The organism is Actinoallomurus sp. CA-150999 (assembly GCF_050942425.1).
Taxonomy (GTDB): Bacteria; Actinomycetota; Actinomycetes; order Streptosporangiales; family Streptosporangiaceae; genus Actinoallomurus.
The window spans coordinates 3,700,299-3,720,404 of record NZ_CP192063.1 but is presented as its reverse complement, the minus strand read 5'-3'; the positions used below and the strand labels follow the sequence as shown (position 1 = coordinate 3,720,404).

General features: G+C 71.1%; 15 protein-coding genes. 7 read left to right on the top strand and 8 right to left on the bottom strand.

Going from position 1 to position 20,106, the window contains the following annotated elements; translation table 11 throughout:
- Positions 1 to 17: 17 nt before the first annotated feature.
- The 3 genes from ACQP2O_RS17560 to ACQP2O_RS17550 form a co-directional block, all read right to left on the bottom strand.
- Positions 18 to 1,880, bottom strand: coding sequence for a family 43 glycosylhydrolase (locus ACQP2O_RS17560; RefSeq protein WP_433185789.1), 1,863 nt, complete (start codon positions 1,878 to 1,880; stop codon positions 18 to 20).
- A 98-nt stretch (positions 1,881 to 1,978) separates the two neighbouring features.
- Positions 1,979 to 3,949 (bottom strand): glycoside hydrolase family 97 catalytic domain-containing protein, encoded by a 1,971-nt coding sequence (locus tag ACQP2O_RS17555; protein ID WP_433185786.1) that lies wholly within the window; start codon positions 3,947 to 3,949, stop codon positions 1,979 to 1,981.
- 147 nt (positions 3,950 to 4,096) lie between these two features.
- Positions 4,097 to 5,521, bottom strand: a complete 1,425-nt coding sequence (locus ACQP2O_RS17550; protein ID WP_433185783.1) for an MFS transporter — start codon at positions 5,519 to 5,521, stop codon at positions 4,097 to 4,099.
- Between the two features lie 72 nt (positions 5,522 to 5,593).
- Between ACQP2O_RS17550 and ACQP2O_RS17545 the strand changes: the two genes are divergently transcribed.
- Entirely contained in the window at positions 5,594 to 6,568 is a 975-nt protein-coding gene (locus ACQP2O_RS17545) for a helix-turn-helix domain-containing protein (RefSeq protein WP_433185780.1), read from the top strand.
- Between the two features lie 31 nt (positions 6,569 to 6,599).
- On the opposite strand, the gene ACQP2O_RS17540 is transcribed toward ACQP2O_RS17545, so the two are convergent.
- The 4 genes from ACQP2O_RS17540 to ACQP2O_RS17525 all read right to left on the bottom strand — a co-directional run bounded on the left by ACQP2O_RS17540 (position 6,600) and on the right by ACQP2O_RS17525 (position 9,941).
- Positions 6,600 to 6,941, bottom strand: a complete 342-nt coding sequence (locus ACQP2O_RS17540) for a cupin domain-containing protein (RefSeq protein WP_360890938.1) — start codon at positions 6,939 to 6,941, stop codon at positions 6,600 to 6,602.
- 32 nt (positions 6,942 to 6,973) lie between these two features.
- The gene (locus ACQP2O_RS17535; protein WP_433185777.1) at positions 6,974 to 7,582 is read right to left on the bottom strand and encodes a TetR/AcrR family transcriptional regulator; all 609 of its coding nucleotides are present in this window, start codon (positions 7,580 to 7,582) and stop codon (positions 6,974 to 6,976) included.
- Positions 7,582 to 8,799, bottom strand: a complete 1,218-nt coding sequence (locus ACQP2O_RS17530) for an acyl-CoA dehydrogenase family protein (protein WP_433185774.1) — start codon at positions 8,797 to 8,799, stop codon at positions 7,582 to 7,584. The genes ACQP2O_RS17535 and ACQP2O_RS17530 overlap by 1 nt, the downstream gene beginning before the upstream one ends.
- Before the next feature lie 131 nt (positions 8,800 to 8,930).
- On the bottom strand, positions 8,931 to 9,941 hold the full coding sequence (locus tag ACQP2O_RS17525) for a LacI family DNA-binding transcriptional regulator (RefSeq protein ID WP_433185771.1): 1,011 nt from the start codon (positions 9,939 to 9,941) through the stop codon (positions 8,931 to 8,933).
- A gap of 181 nt (positions 9,942 to 10,122) precedes the next feature.
- On the opposite strand from ACQP2O_RS17525, the gene ACQP2O_RS17520 reads away from it, so the two are divergent.
- The 6 genes from ACQP2O_RS17520 (at position 10,123) to ACQP2O_RS17495 (ending at position 19,401) form a co-directional block, all read left to right on the top strand.
- Positions 10,123 to 11,532, top strand: coding sequence for an L-fucose/L-arabinose isomerase family protein (locus ACQP2O_RS17520; RefSeq protein WP_433185768.1), 1,410 nt, complete (start codon positions 10,123 to 10,125; stop codon positions 11,530 to 11,532).
- On the top strand, positions 11,529 to 13,976 hold the full coding sequence (locus tag ACQP2O_RS17515; protein ID WP_433185766.1) for a glycoside hydrolase family 172 protein: 2,448 nt from the start codon (positions 11,529 to 11,531) through the stop codon (positions 13,974 to 13,976). The genes ACQP2O_RS17520 and ACQP2O_RS17515 overlap by 4 nt, the downstream gene beginning before the upstream one ends.
- The gene (locus ACQP2O_RS17510; protein ID WP_433185763.1) at positions 13,973 to 15,553 is read left to right on the top strand and encodes a sugar ABC transporter ATP-binding protein; all 1,581 of its coding nucleotides are present in this window, start codon (positions 13,973 to 13,975) and stop codon (positions 15,551 to 15,553) included. The genes ACQP2O_RS17515 and ACQP2O_RS17510 overlap by 4 nt, the downstream gene beginning before the upstream one ends.
- Positions 15,546 to 16,727, top strand: a complete 1,182-nt coding sequence (locus tag ACQP2O_RS17505) for an ABC transporter permease (protein WP_433185760.1) — start codon at positions 15,546 to 15,548, stop codon at positions 16,725 to 16,727. Before ACQP2O_RS17510 ends, ACQP2O_RS17505 begins: the two co-directional genes overlap by 8 nt.
- A complete protein-coding gene (locus ACQP2O_RS17500; RefSeq protein WP_433185758.1) occupies positions 16,724 to 17,716 on the top strand; it encodes a substrate-binding domain-containing protein in 993 nt (330 codons plus the stop codon). Before ACQP2O_RS17505 ends, ACQP2O_RS17500 begins: the two co-directional genes overlap by 4 nt.
- A gap of 206 nt (positions 17,717 to 17,922) precedes the next feature.
- Complete coding sequence (locus tag ACQP2O_RS17495) at positions 17,923 to 19,401, top strand: FGGY-family carbohydrate kinase (protein WP_433185755.1); 1,479 nt, start codon at positions 17,923 to 17,925, stop codon at positions 19,399 to 19,401.
- A 66-nt stretch (positions 19,402 to 19,467) separates the two neighbouring features.
- On the opposite strand, the gene ACQP2O_RS17490 is transcribed toward ACQP2O_RS17495, so the two are convergent.
- A complete protein-coding gene (locus ACQP2O_RS17490; RefSeq protein WP_433185753.1) occupies positions 19,468 to 19,854 on the bottom strand; it encodes a hypothetical protein in 387 nt (128 codons plus the stop codon).
- Between the last annotated feature and the right edge of the window lie 252 nt (positions 19,855 to 20,106).

The window sequence follows — 20,106 nt, the reverse complement described above, 5'->3', positions numbered from 1 at the left end:
AGGGCGGGCCATCGCCTTCAGCCGAACGGCTGCGGCTGCGGCTGCGGCACCGCGATGGTGTCGATCACCGGTGCCGGGCCATCGTCGTTCGAGAAGCGCAGGACGTTGCCGCCGCTGCCCGGCTTCAGACGCACGCGGGCGACCGCGACGTTGATCCCGTTGGAGCCGGTCGTCGGGAACGCCAGCTTGATGGGCACGTCGTCGTTGACCGTCAGGTAGGCGTACCGGTTGGCCGGGTCCGAATCGACGTAACCGATCTTGATCGTGTAGTCCCCGTACCTGGGCGCGATGACGTGGTCGAGCCGCAGCACGCCGGCGGGAGGCGGAGCGTTCCCGCTGGGCAGGTCGATGGCGTCGACGACCACCGTCGCCGCGGTGGAGGCCGCGTTCTTCTGGCCGGTGACCACGATCTTCAGGGTGTGATCTCCGTCGGCGAGCCCGGACTTGGCGTACAGGGCCTGCTGGAAGCTCTTCCCGCCGGCGACGTAGGTGTCCACCGTGGCGACCTTCGCGTCGTCGAGGTAGACGTCGGCGATGCCGCCGTTGGTGTTCTTCGCGCCGATCCACCGCACCGCCGTGCCCTTGAATCCGACCGTTACGCTGTCGCCGGCCTGGACGCTGAAGGACTCGTTGTTGCCGTAGTCGCCGTCGGTCCACCCCTGGTTGGCGGCGTGGGTCCACGCGCCGCTGTAGTGCAGCGCCGGATCGACGTCGTCGTAGGTGTAGGAGGTCTGGCCGCCGCCGACGCCGATTCCGCCCACCGCCGTACCGCCCGAGCAGGCGGAGCAGGTGACGACCTGGGCTCCGTTGGAGAAGGCGCCGTCGGCGGCGGCGTCATAGACGGTGTCCGTACGCTGGGGCTCCCAGGTGCCGTCGGCGACGTCGAGCGACCAGGAGGACTGCCAGTTCAGCGACGCCTTTCCACCGCCGATCGACATCGGCAGCCAGATCGGCGCCGAGTCGTGCAGGTGGCTGGCGTACCAGCGGTCGCCCATGAAGACGTAGCTGGTGCCGTGCCGCCCCTTGACCGGCAGGACGAAGCTGGTCTGCGAGTTGAACGTCTTGCTGCCGGCCGGCGCGAACGGCTTCCAGTCCGACCACGGCCCGCTCGGCGAGGCGGCCGTGGCGTAGTCGTTGTCGTTGGTGTTCCACCCGGTCAGCTTCGACCCGAACAGGTAGTAGGTGCCGTCGACCTTCACCATGGCCGGCGACTCCCGGTCGGGCAGCACGGCCGCCGGTGACTCCACGGTCAGGTAGTCGGCCGACAGCTTGTCGACGCGCAGCCCGTTGTTGCGGTCCTCCGACAGCAGGTAGGCGGTGCCGTCGTCGTCCTGGAACAGGCCGAGGTCCCGGCTGAGCTGGCCGAGTGGCCGGGCGCTCCCCCGATAGTCGTACGGCCCGCACGGGGTGGCGCTCGTCGCGACCCCGGCCCGGGCGTCGCCGTAGTTGGGCGAGTCGATGTGCATGTACATCACGTACTGGTGGGTGGTCGCGTTGTAGATGACCTTCGGGCGCTCGACCACGCGGTTCGGGCCCAGGTCGCCGCTCGCCTGCCGGGACAGCGCGTCGGCGTGCCGGGTCCAGGACACCAGGTCGGTGGAGGAGTAACAGGCCACGGCGGTGAACGCGCTGCCCGCCACCTTGTCCTCGCCGAACGCGTAGTAGGTGTGGCCGACCTTGAGGATGCCGGCGCCGTGCAGTTGCGCCAGCTCACCGTTCTGGTCGTTCCAGGCGGCGCCCGGCACGATGGCGACCGTGCCCGGCGCCGCCGGCCGGCCGGGCGGGTCGTCGCCGTTCTCGGCGGACGCGCCGGCCGCGCCGGCCAGCGTGGTCGTCATGGCGAGCAGTACCGCCACGACACGGGGGATGAGTCCGCGCATGTCACTCCTTCAGGGGTCCCCGGTCCAGGGGGAGGAATCCGGTCCGGGCCGGGGCGCCCGGACCGGTGTCGCGTAGGCCGCTCAGCCGGGGCGGGGCGTCAGCGGCGTTCGAAGCGGATGGCCTGCCCGCCCGACGGCGCCAGGTCGAGCCGCAGCGCGTCGCCGGCCCGTACGGTGCGCTCCGACAGCACCACCGGCGTGCCGCGGGGAGCGCTCCCAGGCGCGCCGTCGGCGTACACGTGCGCCTGCCACTCGCCGTGCTCCAGGAAGTCGGTGCCGACCTCGACGGTGCGGGCCTGTTCGTTCGTCATCGCGCCCAGGAACCACGTGCCGCCGTTCCGGCGGGCGACGACGACGTGCTCGCCGATCTCGCCGCTGAGGGTCCGGCTCTCCTGCCAGGTGGTGGGGACCGCGTCGAACCAGGACAGCTCCGGATACCCGGTGGCGAACTGGCTCGGCTTGGCGTACCAGTAGATCCACTCCAGCGCGCTGTAGTAGACGGCCGCCATGGCCAGCTGGTGGGCGTTGGTCGTCTGGTCACGCGACTGGGCGTAGCAGATCGTGTAGTCCATCGGGCCGGCCACGTTCCGGGTGAACGGCAGCGTCACGTTGTGCGTGGCGGTCGGGAAGTGCTCGTTGCCGCGGACGCCTTCCATCGTGATGTAGTTGGGCAGCGTGCGTTCGAGGCCGGCCGGTCGCAGGTCATCGTGGGTGTTGACCAGCAGCTTGTGTTCGCCGAACGTCCGGATGGAGTTGAGGATCCAGTCGTTCTGCGCCTGCGTGCCCTCGAGGAGGAACCCGAACTTCACGCCGGCCACGCCCCACTGCTGATAGAGCGGCGCGATCTGGTCGAGTTGGCGCTCGGCCGCGATGCGGTTGACGTAGAGGATCACGCCGATGCCGTGGCTGCGGCCGTACTCGATGATCTGCCCGAGATCCAGTGCGGGTATGGGCTTGGTCGCGTCCGAGCTCGGGCTGTTCTCCGGGCCGTACCAGCCGGCGTCGAACTCGACGTACTGCAGGCCTCGTGCCGCGGCGAAGTCCACGCCGGCCAGCCCTTCGGCCGTGGTGAGGTTGCAGCGGAACGCCTTGCCGGGTTTGATCCAGGACGTGTCGGCCAGCACGCTGGGCCGCGCGAGGGTGGTCACGAGGTCACCGCGGTCGACCAGGTCGGCGGCGCTGCCGCCCACGATGAGGGTCCGCCACGGGGTGGCGAACGGCGTGGCGACCGAGAACGACGACTGGATCGGCCCGCCGCCGCGCTGCGCGGAGGTGGCCAGGTACGACACGACGGCGTCGGCGTCGTCCGGCACCGAGGCGAGCAGCAGCCGCGGGTAGTGCTCGCGCGCCGACTCGGCGATGCACGCGGTGCCGCCGTCGGCCAGTCGCACGGTGACGGGGATGTCGGCGAGGGAACCGTTGTCGCCGGCTCCGTTGCTCGAGACCGGGATCGCGCCCGGGGACACCGCGCTGTAGTCCGATTCGTCGCGGCTCGCCCACAGTACGGCTCCGGTGGGGAAGCGGAAGCGGGTCTGTTCGCCGGCGATGGTGACGGCGTCTCCGGGAGCGTTCCGCAGGAGGTAGCGCAGCGCGACACCGTCGTCGTAGGCGCGCAGGATGACGCTGAACGCCGTGTTCGTCGCCGGATCGACCAGGTCGACCTGGAGTTCGGCGCATTCCTCGGTGAGCCGTTCCCGCCGCCCGTACGCCGGCGTCCAGTGCCCGTGGATCCGGTCGCGGCGGAACCCGGTGAGCGTCGCGCCGGGCCCGAGCACGGCGCCCGAGTCCAGCCGCAGCCCGAGCGTCGACGGCAGCAGCACGGGCCGCCTGTGCAGGTTCACCGCCCAGGTCAGGCCGGCCGGTCCCCACGCCAGCCGGGCGTGCAGTCGCCCACCCGGTGAGATCACGGACCACGACCGTCCGGGGGGATCCGTCTCCTCGGCCGTGGCCGTCCTCGCCGTCGCGATCCCGGCGGCGCCGGCTCCCGTGGCGAGCGCGCCGGCCAGCAGCGCGCGTCTCGTGATCCCGCCACCGGGCATGGTCGAGCCCGTATCCGAATCCGCCCTCATGACGCCAACTCCCTGGTCACGCCTGCCGCTCCCGGAGGCACCCGGTTCAGATGGCGATAATTAATGCCCGAATGCACTCAAACTGTCAATAAGGAAGACATACGAACATGATTCGCACATTTTCCAACATAGAAAACGTTTGCTATCTCAGCGATCGGCTTCCTGGATCGCTCGACCGGTCTCTCGCTCGAGTTCCGCGAGCTCGGCGCCGTCGGCCCGCCCGGCGATGCCGAGAGCGGCGACGGCCGTCAGGCCGGCGGTGATGAGGACCACGAGCCAGGCGCGGTGGAAACCGGCCAGGCCGGTCGTCCGGTCCGCGCCGAGCACGGCGACCAGCACGGCCACGCCGAGGGCGGAGCCCAACTGGCGCGCCATCGACAGCACCGCGGACCCCGACGCCAGATCGGCACGCGGGACCGTGTCGGCACAGGCGAACAACGACGGCTGGATGAGCGCGTTCGCCAGACCCCAGAGCAGCATGCCGGGCAGGACCACACCCCGGTAGGCAGGGGCCGCCTCGGCGGTGAGCAGCGGCCAGGCCCCGGCCATCGCGAAGAGGAGCGCGCCCGCCAGGATGGTGGTCCGCTTCCCGAAACGCGCCGACAGCCGGCCGGAGAAGGGTGACACGACGCCGGCCGCGAGTGGACCGGGTGCGATGCCGAGCGCGGCCCGGACGACCGAGAAGTGCCACTGCTCGGTCAGCAGCAGAGTGGTGCCGAGGAGCATGGCGGCGAAGCCCACGTAGTACGTGACCAGCCCGGCGGCGCCGGCGCTGAACGCCCGTACGGAGAACAGCCGTGGCTTCACCACGGGATCGGGATGGCGACGGATGTGCGCGACGAACGCCGCCGCCAGAACGAGCCCCGTCGTCAGCATCGCCCAGGTCCACACCGCGGGCCAATCCTGGATCTCGGTCAGCGCGGTGCAGACGAGGCCGATGGCCCCGAGCGCGAGGAGCATTCCCCGATGGTCGACGTGCCGACCGGCTCCCTGACCGCCGCCACGGGGCAGGACGACGACGCCTGCCACCAGGGTGGCGAGGACGAGGGGCACGTTGATGAGGAAGATCCAGCGCCAGTCCCACTCGACGAGCAGCCCGCCGAGCACCGGACCGCCGCCGGCCGCCACCGCTCCCACGGCGGCCCATATCCCCACCGCCGTGGCCCGCCGGTGCTCGGGGAAGGCCGACAGCGCGAGCCCGAGCGAGGTGGGCATGAGCACGGCGGCCCCGGTCGCCTGCAGCGCCCGGAAGGCGATCAGGGCCGGCAGGTTCGGGGCCAGCGCGCAGCCGAGGGACGCGATGCCGAACAGGATCAGACCGGCCAGGAAACTCGCGCGGCGGCCGACGATGTCGGCCGCGCGCCCGGCCGGGACGAGCAGAGCCGTGACGACGATGGCGTAGGCGTCCAGGATCCAGGAGACCTCCGGCAGCGTCGCCGGGGAGAAGTCGCGCCGCAGTACCGGAAGCGCGATGTTCGCCACCCACAGATCCAGGATCGTGAGGAACTGGGCCGCGCACACGACCGCCAGTACGGCGCCCGCCCGCCGCTGGACGTTCACGGGTTCGGTCATACATCACAGGCTGCAAGGGCCGGAGCCACCAGGGCCAGTGGCAAGAATGACGATAACCGCTAAAATATTGACATGGCCGCTAGAACCGTGGCATTGGCCGTGACCGAGGATGTGCCGATCTTCGAGGCCGCCATCCCGTGTGAGGTGTTCGGACGCGCCCGCCCCGATCTGGCCGACCCCTGGCTCTACGACTTCCGGATATGCGCCGCCGAGCCGGGCCGCACCACGCTCGGGGCCGGCTTCGTGGCGGGCACGACGCACGGCCTGGATCGGCTGGCCGACGCCGACACCGTGATCGTGCCGGCCTGCGCCGACGTCCATGACGCCCAGCCTCCCGACCTGGTGGAGGCGGTCCGTGCGGCCCACCGGTCCGGAGCGCGTGTCGTCTCGCTCTGCTCGGGCGCGTTCGTTCTCGCCGCCGCCGGGCTGCTCGACGGCCGGCGCGCCACCGTCCACTGGATGTACGCCGACCTCCTGGCGCAGCGATTCCCGAAGGTCACCGTCGATCCCGGCGTCCTCTACGTCGACGACGGCGACGTGCTGACCAGCGCGGGCACCGCCGCGGGTATCGACCTCTGCCTGCACCTGGTCCGCCTGGACTTCGGCGCCCGGATCGCCAACCTGCTCGCCAGGCGGCTCGTGGTGCCCCCGCACCGCGCGGGCGGCCAGGCCCAGTACGTGGAGACCCCCCTGGCCCGGCAGGACGACGACGGCCTGGCCCCGTTGCTCCACTGGGCCGTCGAGCACCTCGACCGGCCCCTCACCATCGCCGACCTGGCACGCCGGCAGCACGTCACCCCCCGTACGCTCATCCGCCGCTTCCACGCGGCGACCGGGACGTCACCGCTGCGATGGCTGCTGGCCCAGCGTGTGCAGCGAGCGCGTGAACTGCTCGAGTCCACGTCCGAGCCCCTGAGCCGCGTCGCCGAGCGCAGCGGCCTGGGCGCCGAGGCGAATCTGCGCCACCACTTCACCCGCGTGGTCGGAGTGTCCCCCGGCCAGTACCGGCGCGCTTTCAGCCGGAGCTCTCCGCACACCGGCGACTGACGGGTGTCCGTACCCGGGCGGGCGGCCCCGCTCAGGTTCCGTTCGGCAGCTTGACGACGGTGAGGAGGACGGCCGAGTCCTCGAGCGCCTCGAGGCTGTGCCGGGCGTCGGGCACGGCGATCAGGTCGCCCGTCCGGCCCTCCCAATGATCGCCTCCGGCGACGAGCCGTACCCGGCCGCGCAGCACGTGCACCGTCGCCTCCCCCGGGCTCGCGTGCTCGTCCATCGTCGAACCGGCCGTGAGCGCGACGACGGTCTGCCTCAGCGCGTGCTCATGGCCTCCGTACACGGTCGTGGCGCTCCGGCCCGCCGCCCCTGCGCCGGCGCGTTCGAGCTGTTCCCGGCTCACCGCGTCCAATGAGAGTTTCCGCATGTCCTCCATCTACCGCAGTGGCGGCGAAAGATTCATCGGCTTTCGGACACGCCGCTCCCGGTCCGCAGTCCGTTGAGGAAGAGACCCACGTAGTAGTCGCCCAGGGCAACGGCGTCGAGCGGCCCGTCGGGGTGCCACCACGTGCTGATCTGGTGGACCGCGCCGAAGAAGAAGTTGACCGCCAGGTCCGCCGGGACCCCGGCCTGGAACGTCCCCTCCCGCTGCCCCTCCTCGACCAGCGCGCGGACGCATTCGTGGTAGCGGCGCCGCTCCGCGCGCACCGCCTTCTGCTTCTCGGCCGGCAGCAGGTGCATCGAGCGGAAGAAGACGGTCACCTCGTCCAGGTGAGCGAGGCTCGTCTCGATCACGTCGACGGCGGCGGCGCGCAGCCGCTCCTCGGCCGGACCCCGACCGCTCGCGAACCGCTGCAACCGCTCCGTCTGCAGCGCCAGCAGCCGATGGTAGATCTCGTACAGGAGGTCGTCCTTGGCGGCGAAATAGTGGTACATCGCCCCCTTGGTCACGCCGGCGGCCCCGACGATCTCCTGCACGGAGGTGCCTTCGTAGCCGTTCTCGGCGAACAGCCGGGTGGCCACCGCCAGCAGCCGCTCCGGCAGCGGGCGGTCGTCGCCGGAGGCCATCATCTCCCCCGGTAGGGAGCCAGCTCGCGGCGGGCGATCGACCGCTTGTGCACTTCGTCGGGCCCGTCCGCCAAGTGCAGGGTGCGCACTCCGGCCCACAGGTCCGCGAGCGGGTAGTCCTGCGAGACGCCGGCGCCGCCGTGCGCCTGGATGGCCCGGTCGATCACCCAGCCCGCCATCTCCGGCACGGCCGCCTTGATCGCCGAGATCTCCACGCGGGCGCCCTTGTTGCCGACGGTGTCCATCAGCCAGGCGGTCTTGAGGACCAGCAGGCGGGCCTGCTCGATGCGGATGCGCGCCTCGGCGATCCAGTCCTGCACGACGCCCTGGTCGGCGATCGGGCCGCCGAAGGCGGTCCGGGACACGACCCGCTCGCACATGAGCTCCAGGGCCCGCTCGGCCATGCCGATGGCGCGCATGCAGTGGTGGATCCGCCCGGGGCCCAGACGCTCCTGCGCGATGCGGAACCCCTCGCCCTCGCCGAGCAGGACCCCGGAAACAGGGACGCGGACGTCCTCGAAGTCGATCTCGGCGTGGCCGCCGTGGGTGCCGTCGTCGTACCCGAAGACGGTCATGCCCCGCTTGATCGTGACGCCGGGCGTGTCCTTCGGCACGAGCACCATGCTCTGCCGGCGGTACGGCGGGGCGTCCGGGTCGGTCACGCCCATCACGATGAGGATCTCGCAGGCCGGGCTCATGGCGCCCGACGACCACCACTTGCGGCCGTTCAGGACGTACGTGTCGCCGTCCCGCTCGATGCGCAGGGAGATGTTGGTGGCGTCGGAGGACGCGACGGCCGGCTCGGTCATGCAGAACGCCGACCGGATCGCGCCGTCCAGCAGCGGCGCCAGCCACCGCTCCTTCTGCTCCGGGGTGCCGAACAGGGAGAGGATCTCCATGTTCCCGGTGTCGGGGGCAGCGCAGTTGAGGGCGACCGGGGCGATGTGCGGGGACCGGCCGGTGATCTCGGCGAGCGGGGCGTACTGCAGGTTGGTCAGCCCGGCGCCGTGCTCCTTGTGCGGCAGGAAGAGGTTCCACAGGCCGCGCTTGCGCGCCTCGGCCTTGAGACCCTCGATGACCGGCGGCGTCGTCCAGGTGCCGGCGCGCTCGGCGGCCTGCGCGGCGAAGACGGGCTCGGCGGGATGGACGTGGGAGTCCATGAAGTCGAGCAGCCGATCACGGTACTCGTTGGTCGTCTGGTCGAATCCGAAGTCCATGTGCCGTCCCTTCGCGAGCCCGGTCGCCGTGCCCGGCCGTCGTCGGGCAGGGCCATACCGACTGGTCGGTATGACGACCGTAAGCAGTACGGCCGGGCCGCGTCAACGCTCGCTCCGCCCTGCCCGCGCGTTCATGCCCGTCCGCGCAGCGAACTCTCACGGATCTTCAGGTCCGCGGACAGCACGATGTGGCGGACGGGGAAGGTCTCGCCGACGATCCGGCGCAACAGCAGTTCGGTGGCCTGGCGGCCGATCTCGTACGTCGGCTGGCTGACGACGGTGAGCCGGGAGCGCATGTCGAGCGCCGGGGTCATGTCGTCGAACCCCACCAGCGCGAGGTCGTCGGGGCAGCGCACCCCGGCCTGGTCGAGCGCGTTGACCGCGCCGATGGTCATGAGGTTGTTGGCGACGAACAGGCCGTCCGGGGCGTCCTTCAGCGCCAGCAGGCGCTCGGTGGCCTCCCGTCCACCCTCGATGCGGAAGTCACCGCCGACGATGAGCTCCCGCTCTACCGGGAGCCCCGCCTCCTTGAGCGCCGTCTTGTACCCGGCGAGCCGGCCCTCGCCGGTCGTCGTCCCGGGCCGCCCGGCGACGAAGCCGATCCGGCGGCAGCCCTGCTCGATCAGATGCCGGGTCGCCTCCATGGCCGCTCGCCGGTTGTCGACCACGACCCGGTCGACGGCGGCCGTCCGGAGCCGGCGGTCGATCGTCACCACGGGGATGCCGCGTTCGACGAGCACGTCGATCCGGGTGTCGGTCACCGAGGCCGGTGAGAGGAGGACCCCGGCCATCCGCTCGGCGGCGGCCACCTCGAGGTAGCGCTGCTCCTTGCGCAGATCCTCGTCGGCGTTGGCCAGCACGACCGAGTAGCCGGCCTCGTTGGCCCGGTCCTCGACCGCGCGGACCATCCCCGTGAAGAACGGGTTCGTGATGTCGGAGATGATCAGGCCGAGCACCGTGGTCGCCCGGGTGCGGAGGCTGCGCGCCTGGCTGTTCGGCCGGTAGTCCAGCGCCTTCACCGCCGCCAGCACGCGATCCTTCAGCTCCGGCGCGACGGTCTCCGACGTGTTCAGTACACGCGACACGGTCGCAGGCGAGACCTTCGCCGCCCGAGCGACGTCGCGAATCGTCACGTGACCCATTGATCAGCCCCTACTCCGTGTCCCGGTTCATTGTCCACGACCGCTCGGCGGGGGTTGACAGACCCTGCACGAGGTTCTACGTTCCGAGAAATCGATTTCAGAAATCGATTTCTCGCACTCTACAGCACCCGGCCGTGAACCGGCCCCCCACAGGGCCGGAACGATTTTCGGAGGTCAAGACGTGGCGCGAATCGGTCTACTCAGCATGTCCGACGGGCGTGACTTCGTCGCCCGCGACGTCGCCGACCATGTCGGCCAGTCCACACGTGTCCTCGCCGAGGTCCTGCGCGCGGAGGGTCACGAGGTCGTCGTCGCGCGGGAGACGGTCTGGACCAACGAGCTCGCGACGGCCGAGGCGCGGTGGGTCGCCTCCCACCAGCCCGATCTGACGATCTTCAACTACTCGGTCTGGGCGTTCCCGCACTTCACGATGCTCGCCGCGGACGCCACCCCGGGCCCGCTGCTGCTCGTCGGCAACATCGATCCGCAGTACCCCGGAATGGTCGGCATGCTGGCCGGCGGCGGCGCCCTCGACCAGGTCGGCCGCGTGCACGCCCGGGTCTGGGGCGACCCCGCCGAGATCAAGGACCGCATCCTCACGCAGGTCCGCGCCGCCACGGCCGTACGCCGGCTGCGAGGCTCGACGTTCGGCCGGATCGGCGGCCGCCCGATGGGCATGTACACGGCGGTCGGCAACACCGACCAGTGGATGCGGCAGTTCGGCGTGGACGTCGAGGAGATCGACCAGTGGGAGATCGTCCGGCGCGCCGAGAAGGCCGACGCCTCCCGGGTCGCCGCCGGGCGGGCCTGGCTGGAGAAGCACGGCAACGTCCACTACGACGGTGACCGGCTGACCCCCGAGCTCCTCGAACGCCAGATCCGCTCCTACTACGCGATGCGCGAGCTGATCGAGGAGTGGAACCTCGACTTCTCCGGCATCAAGGGCCAGCCGGAGCTGACCACCCACTTCACGACCATGGACGTCACCGAGGCGTTCCTCAACGACCCGTACGACTGGGAGGGCGCGAAGGAGACGCACGTCACCGCCACCGAGGCCGACATGGACGGCGCGCTGACGATGCAGATCCTGAAGCTGCTCTCCGGCGATCCGGTGCTGTTCGCCGACGTCCGGCACTACCACGCCGACAAGGACGTCTGGGACCTGTGCAACTCCGGCCAGCACGCGACCTGGTACGCCGCGCGTTCCGCCGACCCGGCGGAGAACCTGGCCCGCACCCACTTCCACCCGGAGGTCTTCTACTTCCCGGCCGGCGGCGCGTCGGTGCACCACCTCGCCGCACCGGGCGAGGCGACCTTCGCGCGGCTGACCCGCCACGACGGGCGGTACCGGATGCACGTCATGCGCGGCGCGTTCGAGCAGTACGACGAGGCGACGAACGAGGCGATGATGCGGCAGTCGACCTACGAGTGGCCGCACGCGTTCGCCCGGCTGCGCGTCGGCGCCGACGAGTTCCTGTCCCGTTTCGGGGCCAACCACATCCACGCCGTGCCCGGTGAGTACGTCGCCGAGCTGCGTACGGTGTGCGCGCTGCTCGACGTCGACTTCGACGGTTTCGGAGACGCGTCATGAGAGGGCCCTCGATTCTCCTGCCGGCCGCCGGCGCGCTGGTCGCCGGCCTGCTGGTCGGCGTCACCGGCCCCGCCGGCGCCGCCTCCTCGCCGGCCTCGGCCGACGCCAAGGGGCCGGTCGGCTGGGACGTCTACCGGCACCTGGACCGGCTCCCCGAACTCACCGGCGGGGTGCGGACCCAGCAGTTCTCCAGCTTCGACCGGACCGGCGGGAACGACGACGGCTTCGACGGCCGGTACTCCTGCCTGCGCACCGCCGCCGACGGATGCGTGATCGCCGAGCACTCCGGGCCCGGCGAGGTGGACGCGATCTGGTTCACCCGCGACAACGGCGACGTACGGGCCACCGGGGACATCACCATCACGCTGGACGGGCACGACGTCGTGCACGCTCCCCTGCAGGACCTCGTCGACGGCAAACTCGGCGCGCCGTTCGTCCACCCGCTGGTCGCCAACGCCGACCAGAGTTCGGGCGGCGTCTACGTCGAGGTGCCGATGGCGTTCCGCCGGTCGATGCGGATCACCACCCAGCACAACCCGATCTTCTACCACGTCACGTACCGCACGTTCGCCGACGACCGCGGCGTGAGCACCTTCGACCCGTCCGACAAGGCGGCGGACGTGATCGCGACCCTGCGGGCCGCCGGGACCCGGGATCCGAAGCCGGCGTCGCCCCATGCCGTCACGCGGCGCACGCCGCTGGACCTCGCCCCCGGTGCCACGGCGCGCCTGGCGCGCACGACCGGTTCGGGCGAGCTGACCGCGCTGGGGCTGACGCTTCCGCAGGCCGAGCAGGTGACCCCGAAGATGGTGCGGGACGACGGCCGCGCCTTCGGCCGGAACGGCTCCAGCACCTTCACGGTCGCGGTGGACCCGGCCAACGACGGTGTCCGGCTCACCCGCCGCTACGACCCGGAGATCGGACACCAGGTCGCCACGGTGTCGGTCGACGGGCAGGAGGTCGGCCGGTGGAGCCCGACCGAGCCTCGCGGTGCCGGGCAGTGGGCCGAGGAGTCGGTCGAACTGCCGGCGAGCGTCACCGCCGGAAAGTCGCGGCTCACCATCACCAACACGTTCGTCTCCTCCGACCTGGACTACAACGAGTTCACCTACTGGGCCGACGGCCATGTCGGCGGCGGCCTGAAGCGCACCGACACCGTCGACGTCGGCAACGCCTCCGACGAGGCCGCGCACCACTACGCCATCGCCGGCCAGACCTGGCAGGGCGACCGCACATTCGCCTACCCGTTCGACGCCGATCAGGCGGCCAGGGCACGCACCGCCCGGCAGCTGCTGCAGGGACTGCGGCTGCGGATCACCTTCGACGGCCGGCGGACGGTCGACTCTCCTCTCGGGGAGTTCTTCGGCTCCGGCTTCGCGGTCGCGCCGGTGCGCTCCCTGTTCACCGGCATCGATCCGGCCGGGCACGCCTACACCGCCTGGTGGCCGATGCCCTACCGGAAGGGCGCGACCGTCGAGCTGTACAACGGCTCGCCGCTCGCCGTCACCGCGGGTGAGGCCCGCGTGACCTCGGCCCATCGGGCCGTGACCGGGGACGGCTACTTCGGCGCCCAGTCGCGCTCGGGCGCCACCCGGCAGGGCGCGGACTGGCCGTACCTCCAGGCGACCGGGCAGGGCAAGTTCGTCGGGGTCAGCGCGAGCATGCAGGGCCCGGCCAACCGCGGCTTCCTCGAAGGCGACGAGCGCGTCTACACGGACGGCGCGCGCAGTCCGCAGATCCACGGCACCGGAACGGAGGACTTCTACCAGAGCGGCTGGTACTTCAACCGCGACACCTACACCGAGCCGTTCAACGGCGACCCGGCCCACCTGACCGCCACGACCGGCTGCGCGGCGGACTCCGACTGCACCGGCGCGTACCGGCTGATGATCGGGGACGCGGTGCCGTTCGGTTCCGCGATCACCTTCGGCATCGAGCACGGGCCGGTCGACGACGTCGCGGCGAACTACTCCACCACCGCGTTCTGGTACGGCGCCGCGACGCCGTCGACCCGGAGCACCGACACGCTCACCCTGGGCGATCCGGCCAGTGAGAAGGCGCACGGTTACACCTCCGCCGACCCCGGCCCGGTGGCGGACCTGAGCTCGACGTTCGAGGGGACCGGTACGGCGCTCACCGCGGCCACCCGGGCCACCACGGCACCCGTGACCTTCCGGCTCGCGGTCGACCCGGCGAACAAGGGCGTCGTCCTGCGGCGCACCGGTGATCAGAGCACCGCGTACCAGCGTGCCCGGGTCAGCGTCGACGGCCACCCGCTCCCGGACTGGCTGCAGCCGCTCGGCAACACCACGCACCGCTGGCTCGACGACGCCTACCAACTGCCGGCGAGCGTCACCGCCGGACGGCGTGTCATCACGGTGACCCTCACCCCGGTCGGCTCGGCGTGGTCCGCGGCCTCCTACGGCGCATGGAGCATCCGATGAGCGACGACGTCGTGCTGCGGATGCGCGGCATCGCCAAGAGCTTTCCCGGAGTACGAGCGCTGTCCGGCGTCGAGCTGTCGGTGCGCGCCGGCGAGGTGGCGGCGCTGCTCGGCGAGAACGGCGCCGGCAAGTCGACGCTGATGAACGTCCTCGCCGGAGTGCACGCCGACTACGAGGGCGTCATCGAGGTGGGCGGCGAGCCGGTGACGATCCACTCCCCCAAAGACGCGCAGCGGCACGGCATCGGGATGATCCATCAGGAGCTGAACCTGGTCCCGGAGCTGTCCATCGCGGACAACATCTTCCTCGGCCGCGAACCCCGCACGCCCTGGGGCACCCGTGATCGCAAGGCCCTGCACGCCCGGACCGCCGAGCTGCTCGAGGGACTGGGCCTGCGGCTGAGCCCGCGACGGCAGGTCGGCCGGTGCCGCATCGCCGAGCAGCAGCTCATCGAGGTGGCCAAGGCGCTCAGCCTGAACGTGCGGATCCTCGTCATGGACGAACCCACCTCCGCGCTGGCGGACGCCGAGGTACACCGGCTGTTCCAGGTGATCCGCGACCTCACCGGCCGGGGCGTCGGCGTCATCTACATCTCGCACCGGCTCGAGGAGCTGGAGGAGATCGCCGATTCGGTGACCGTGCTGCGCGACGGCGCGTACATCGGGCGCCGTGCCATGGCGGAGACGACCCGGCCCGAACTGATCCAGATGATGGTCGGCCGCCCGCTCGGCGACCTGTTCCCGCGCGACCCCGCCGAACCCTCGGCGGGCGACCCCCGTCCCGACGGGCGCCACGACGGCGTCCGGCTCAGGGTCGCGGGGCTCGGCCTCTCCCCCGACGGTGGCCGTACGGCCCTGCACGACATCGACCTGGCCGTACGCCCGGGAGAGATCGTCGGGCTGGCGGGGCTGATGGGGGCGGGCCGCAGCGAGATCCTCGAGGCGCTGTTCGGCGCGTACGGAAGGGTCCGGGGACGGATCGAGCTGGGCGGCCGGCCCTACCGCCCGCGCTCGCCGCAGTACGCCATCCGGCGTGGCCTGGCGCTGATCGCCGAGGACCGCAAGGCGCAGAGCCTCGTCCTGACCAACACGGTGGCGTTCAACACGAGCCTCGCGGCGCTCGGCAGGTTCACCCGGCTGTTCGTGAACCGGCGGCGCGAACGCGCGGCCGTGGCCGAGAAGATCCGCGAGCTCCGGGTCAAGACGCCGGGCCCGAACACGATCGTGAACAACCTCTCCGGCGGCAACCAGCAGAAGGTGGTGCTCGCCAAGTGCCTCCTGACCGAGCCGAAGATGCTGCTGCTGGACGAGCCGACACGCGGCATCGACGTCGGGGCGAAGGCGGAGATCCACGCCCTGATGAGCCGGCTCGCCGCAACGGGGACCGCGCTCCTGGTGGTCTCCTCCGAGCTCCCGGAACTGCTCGCCATGTGCGACCGGATCCTCGTGCTCTGCGAGGGACGGATCACCGGGGAATTCCACCGCGACCCGGCCGACGGGCCGAAGGCGACGCAGGAGGACATCCTCGCCGCCGCCATGGCGCGTCAGGCCGTGCTCACCGGAGTGATCGATGACTGAGACGACGGACAAGGGGGCGCGCCCGATGAGCGAGGACGGCGCGGCCGGGACCGCGATCGGAGGAGCCCGGCCGGACCTGACGACACGACTCGGCCGGCTCCTGCCGATACTCGGCTCGCTGCAGGGCTACATCGGGCTCGTGCTGGTGATCGCACTCGGGCTCGCCACGAAGGGCGAGGTCTTCTGGAACCAGACGAACCTCACCAACGCGGTCGGGGCGTTCGCCTCGCGAGGCATCCTCGCGGTCGGGGTGACCCTCGTGATCCTTACCGGCGGCATCGACCTGTCGGTGGGCTCGATCCTCGGCATGGGCTCGATGGTCTCGGCGATGATGCTCGTCCATCACAACCTGACGCCGTGGGAGATCGTGCCGATCTGCATGCTGGTCGGCGCGTTCTTCGGGCTGTGCAACGGCATCGGCTCGACGTGGTTCCGCATCCAGTCGTTCGTGATGACGCTCGCGATGCTGTCGGTCGTCCGTGGCCTCGACCGCCAGTACAGCGACAACGTCAGCGTCGGCACCCAGGTGGTGAACGACCAGGGCCATCTCACCCCGCACGCGGCGGCGTTCCAGGGCCTCGGCACACCGGGGCACAACGTGCTGACCGGCGTCCTCGGGCAGGGGATCTACTATCCGGTGCTCGCGCTGGTCGTCGTGTGCGTCGTCTTCCAGCTGATCCTCTCCAGGACGCGCTTCGGGCGTCACGTGTACGCGGTGGGCGGCAACGCGACCGCCGCCCGCCTGTCGGGCGTCAACGTCACGGCCGTGACGATCACGGTGTTCGTGCTGTCCGGCATGCTGGCCGGCTTCGCGGGCCCGATCGACGCCGCGTACAGCGCCTCGGCCGACCCCCTGGCCGGCCAGTCCTATGAGCTGGACGCCATCGCGGCGGCCGTCATCGGCGGCACGAGCCTGGCGGGCGGCAGGGGCACGATCGCCGGCACGTTCGTGGGCGCCCTGATCCTCACGCTGCTGGACAACGTCCTGGGGCTCAACGCGGTCAGCGACAACTGGCAGCTCGTGATCAAGGGCCTGATCGTCGTCGTGGCGGTCGTGCTGCAGCGGCCCGGCTTCTTCACCGCTCTCATCACCCCGATCAGGCGCCTGGTCGGTTCCTCATCCCGAGGTTCCTCACCCCAAGGTTCCTCATCCCGAGAAGGAGACGAACAGTGAGATCAGTTCTTCGGTACGCCGCCGCGGCCGCGGCGCTGGCGGTGGTCGGCGCGGGCTGCGCGTCGAAGGCCCCGTCGAGCGGCGGCACCACCTCCGGCGGGAAGAAGGAATTCGTCATCGGCTACGCGCAGTCCAACAACGCCGAGCCGTACCGCGCCCAGCTGAACCTGCAGCTGAAGTACTTCGTGAAACAGCACCCCGGACTGAAGCTGCTGCCGATCTCCGACGCGCACCAGTCGAGCGCGACGCAGGTCAGCCAGGTACAGAGCTTCATCCAGCAGAAGGTGGACGTGCTCATCGTCTCGCCGAACGAGCCCGCGCCGCTGACCGCGGCCGTGCAGCAGGCGTGCCAGGCGAAGATCCCCGTCATCATCCTCGACCGCAGCGTCAACACCGACTGCTACACGTCCTTCATCGGCGGCGACAACTACGAGATCGGCAAGAAGGCCGGCGAGGAGGCGGCCAAAGAACTGCCGAACGGCGGCAACGTCGTGGAGCTGCGCGGCATCCTGTCCGACCAGCCGCAGATCGACCGCGACAAGGGCTTCCGCGACGCCATCGCGGCGAACCCCAAGATCAAGATCATCGCGGACCGCGAGGCCAAGTGGCTCAAGGACGACGCCGTGCCGGTCATGCAGCAGTGGCTCTCGAGGTACCCCAAGATCGACCTGGTGTACGGGCACAACGACCCGATGGCGCTCGGCGCGTACCTCGCCGCCAAGGCCCAGCACCGCGAGGGCCAGATCAAGTTCATCGGCATCGACGGCCTGGCGATCCCGGACGGCGGAATCCGGGCCGTCCAGCTGGGCGAGCTGTCCAGCACGTTCGTCTACCCGACCGCCGCGAAGGAGGCCGCCGAGACCGCCGACGCCATCGCCCACGGCAGGCCGGTCCCCAAGAAGCAGGTCCTGCACACGACGCAGGTGACGAAGGACAACGCGGCGGATCTGTACAAGCAGTACGACATGTCCGGGAAGGCCGGCGGCTGACGCGGAGCGCCACTGACCACGCGTCCGGTCGTACGGACGGCGGCTGACGCGGAGCGCCACCGACGGCGCGGCCGGTCGTACGGCTGACGGCTGACGGCTGACGGAGGACAGCACTGACAACGCGGCCGGTCGTACGGCCGGCCGCACCGGGGCTCGCCGGTTCAGGGAACCGGCGAGCCCCGCCGATTCACGCGAAGGGGAACGGGATGGAGCTTCTGCTCGGAGTGGACGTCGGCACGTCGAGCACCAAAGGGGTGCTCGCCACTCCCGACGGGACGGTCGTCGCGACCGCGGTCCGTGAGCACACCGTGTCGAGCCCACAGCCGGGCTGGGCCGAGCACGACGCCCGCGACGTGTGGTGGTCCGGGTTCCGGGAGGTCACTCGGGAACTCCTCGCCTCGCACGACGCGGCGCGGGTGGCGGCGGTGGGCGTCAGCGGGATCGGGCCGTGCGCGCTGCCGGCCTCCGCCGCCGGCGACCCGCTGCGGCCGGCGATCCTGTACGGCGTCGACACGCGCGCCGTCGCCGAGATCGACGAGCTCACCCGCCGGTACGGCGCCGAGGCGATCGTCGAACGCGGCGGATCCCCGCTGACCACCCAGGCCGTCGGCCCGAAACTGGCCTGGCTCCGGCGGCACGAGCCCGGCCTCTGGGAGCGGACGCGCCGGCTCTTCATGGCCAGCTCCTTTCTCGTGCACGAGCTCACCGGCGCGTACGTCCTCGACCACCACTCCGCGAGCCAATGCACACCGCTGTACGACGGCCGGGAGCACGCCTGGATCGACGGCTGGGCGGCGGAGATCGCGCCCGGCCTGGAGCTGCCGCCGCTCCGCTGGCCCGGGGAGATCGCGGGCACGGTCACCGCGTCGGCGGCGGAGCGGACCGGCCTGCGGCCGGGCACGCCGGTCGTCACGGGGACCATCGACGCCTGGGCCGAAGCGGTCAGCGTCGGGGTGACCGACCCCGGCGACGTCATGGTGATGTACGGCACGACGATGTTCCTCATCGAGGTCCTGGCGCAGCGGCGCGCCTGGCCGGAGCTGTGGGGAACGGTCGGCGTCACGCCGGGCACCTACGACCTGGCGGCCGGGATGGCCACGTCCGGAGCGGTCACCGGCTGGCTGCGGGACCTGACCGGAGGGTCGTACGCCGAGCTGACGGAGGAGGCGCGCGCGGCCGGCACCGGGGCGGGCGGTCTGCTGATGCTGCCGTACTTCGCCGGCGAGCGGACGCCGCTGTTCGACCCGGACGCGCGCGGGCTCATCCTGGGCCTGACCCTGCGTCACCGGCGCGGGCACCTGTACCGCGCGGCCCTGGAGGCCACGGCCTTCGGCGTGCGTCACAACCTGGAGACGATGCGCTCCGCGGGCGGCGCGGCCAAGCGCCTGGTGGCGGTGGGCGGCGGCACTCAGGGCGGACTGTGGACGCAGATCGTCTCGGACGTGCTCGGACAGCCGCAGGTCCTGCCGTCCGTGACGATCGGCGCGTGTTACGGCGACGCCCTGCTGGCCGGGCGGGCCGCGGGCCTGTCCGCCGGCGAGTGGAACCCACCCGCCGGCGTCGTCACCCCCGACCCGGCGGCCGGGGAGACGTACGACGAGTTGTACGGCCTGTACCGCGACCTCTACCCGGCGACGCGCGGCGCGGCCCACGTCCTGGCCGCGCTGTCGCGCCGCATGGCGTGAGCGGCATGCTCACCGGTGGAGGCCGTGCTCACTGATGGAGGCCGGGCTCACCGGTAGAGGCCGGGCTCACTGGTGGAGGCCGTGCCCGGTCTCCTCGTCGCCGCGGTCCACGTCGAGCCCGACGATCGAGGCGCACCGGCAGCAGACCCATTCGGCGACGACCGACTCGGAGTCCATGTCACGCGTACGGTAGGGCTTGGCGATCTTTCTGCGGCGCATTCCGTGGCCACACGTCGAATGCACCAGAAGACCACAATTCGGGCACGGCCACACGTCGTCGCCCGGATGCTCACAACCGGGACAAACGGGGCCATCTTGATCGGCATGAACGGCGATCGACGCGAGTTCGGAACGCCAGTCACGTTCAAGATCAAGGTATTCGTCGGCGGGCCAAGAATGATCAGCCAGCCAGGCGAGGTATTCCTCGTCGCCGGGGGGCAGGACGGCGGTCATCGACTCGGGGTACCCGTCCTCCGGCTCAGGGGCGGACGCCACGAACCGGCGACGGCCCCGGACGGCGAGTACCAGGGACACAGGGGCGAGCAGGGTGATCCATAGGAAGATGTTCACATTCCCACATCCGCGGAGGCACTCAAGGCAGCGATCACGCGGCAGGGCGGCAATGCGAGGGGAAGCACTGCGGTACCCAAGGGTGGCGTCCTTTCATGAGTCGCTGTCGGGGGGCGCAAGCGATCATGCATGCGG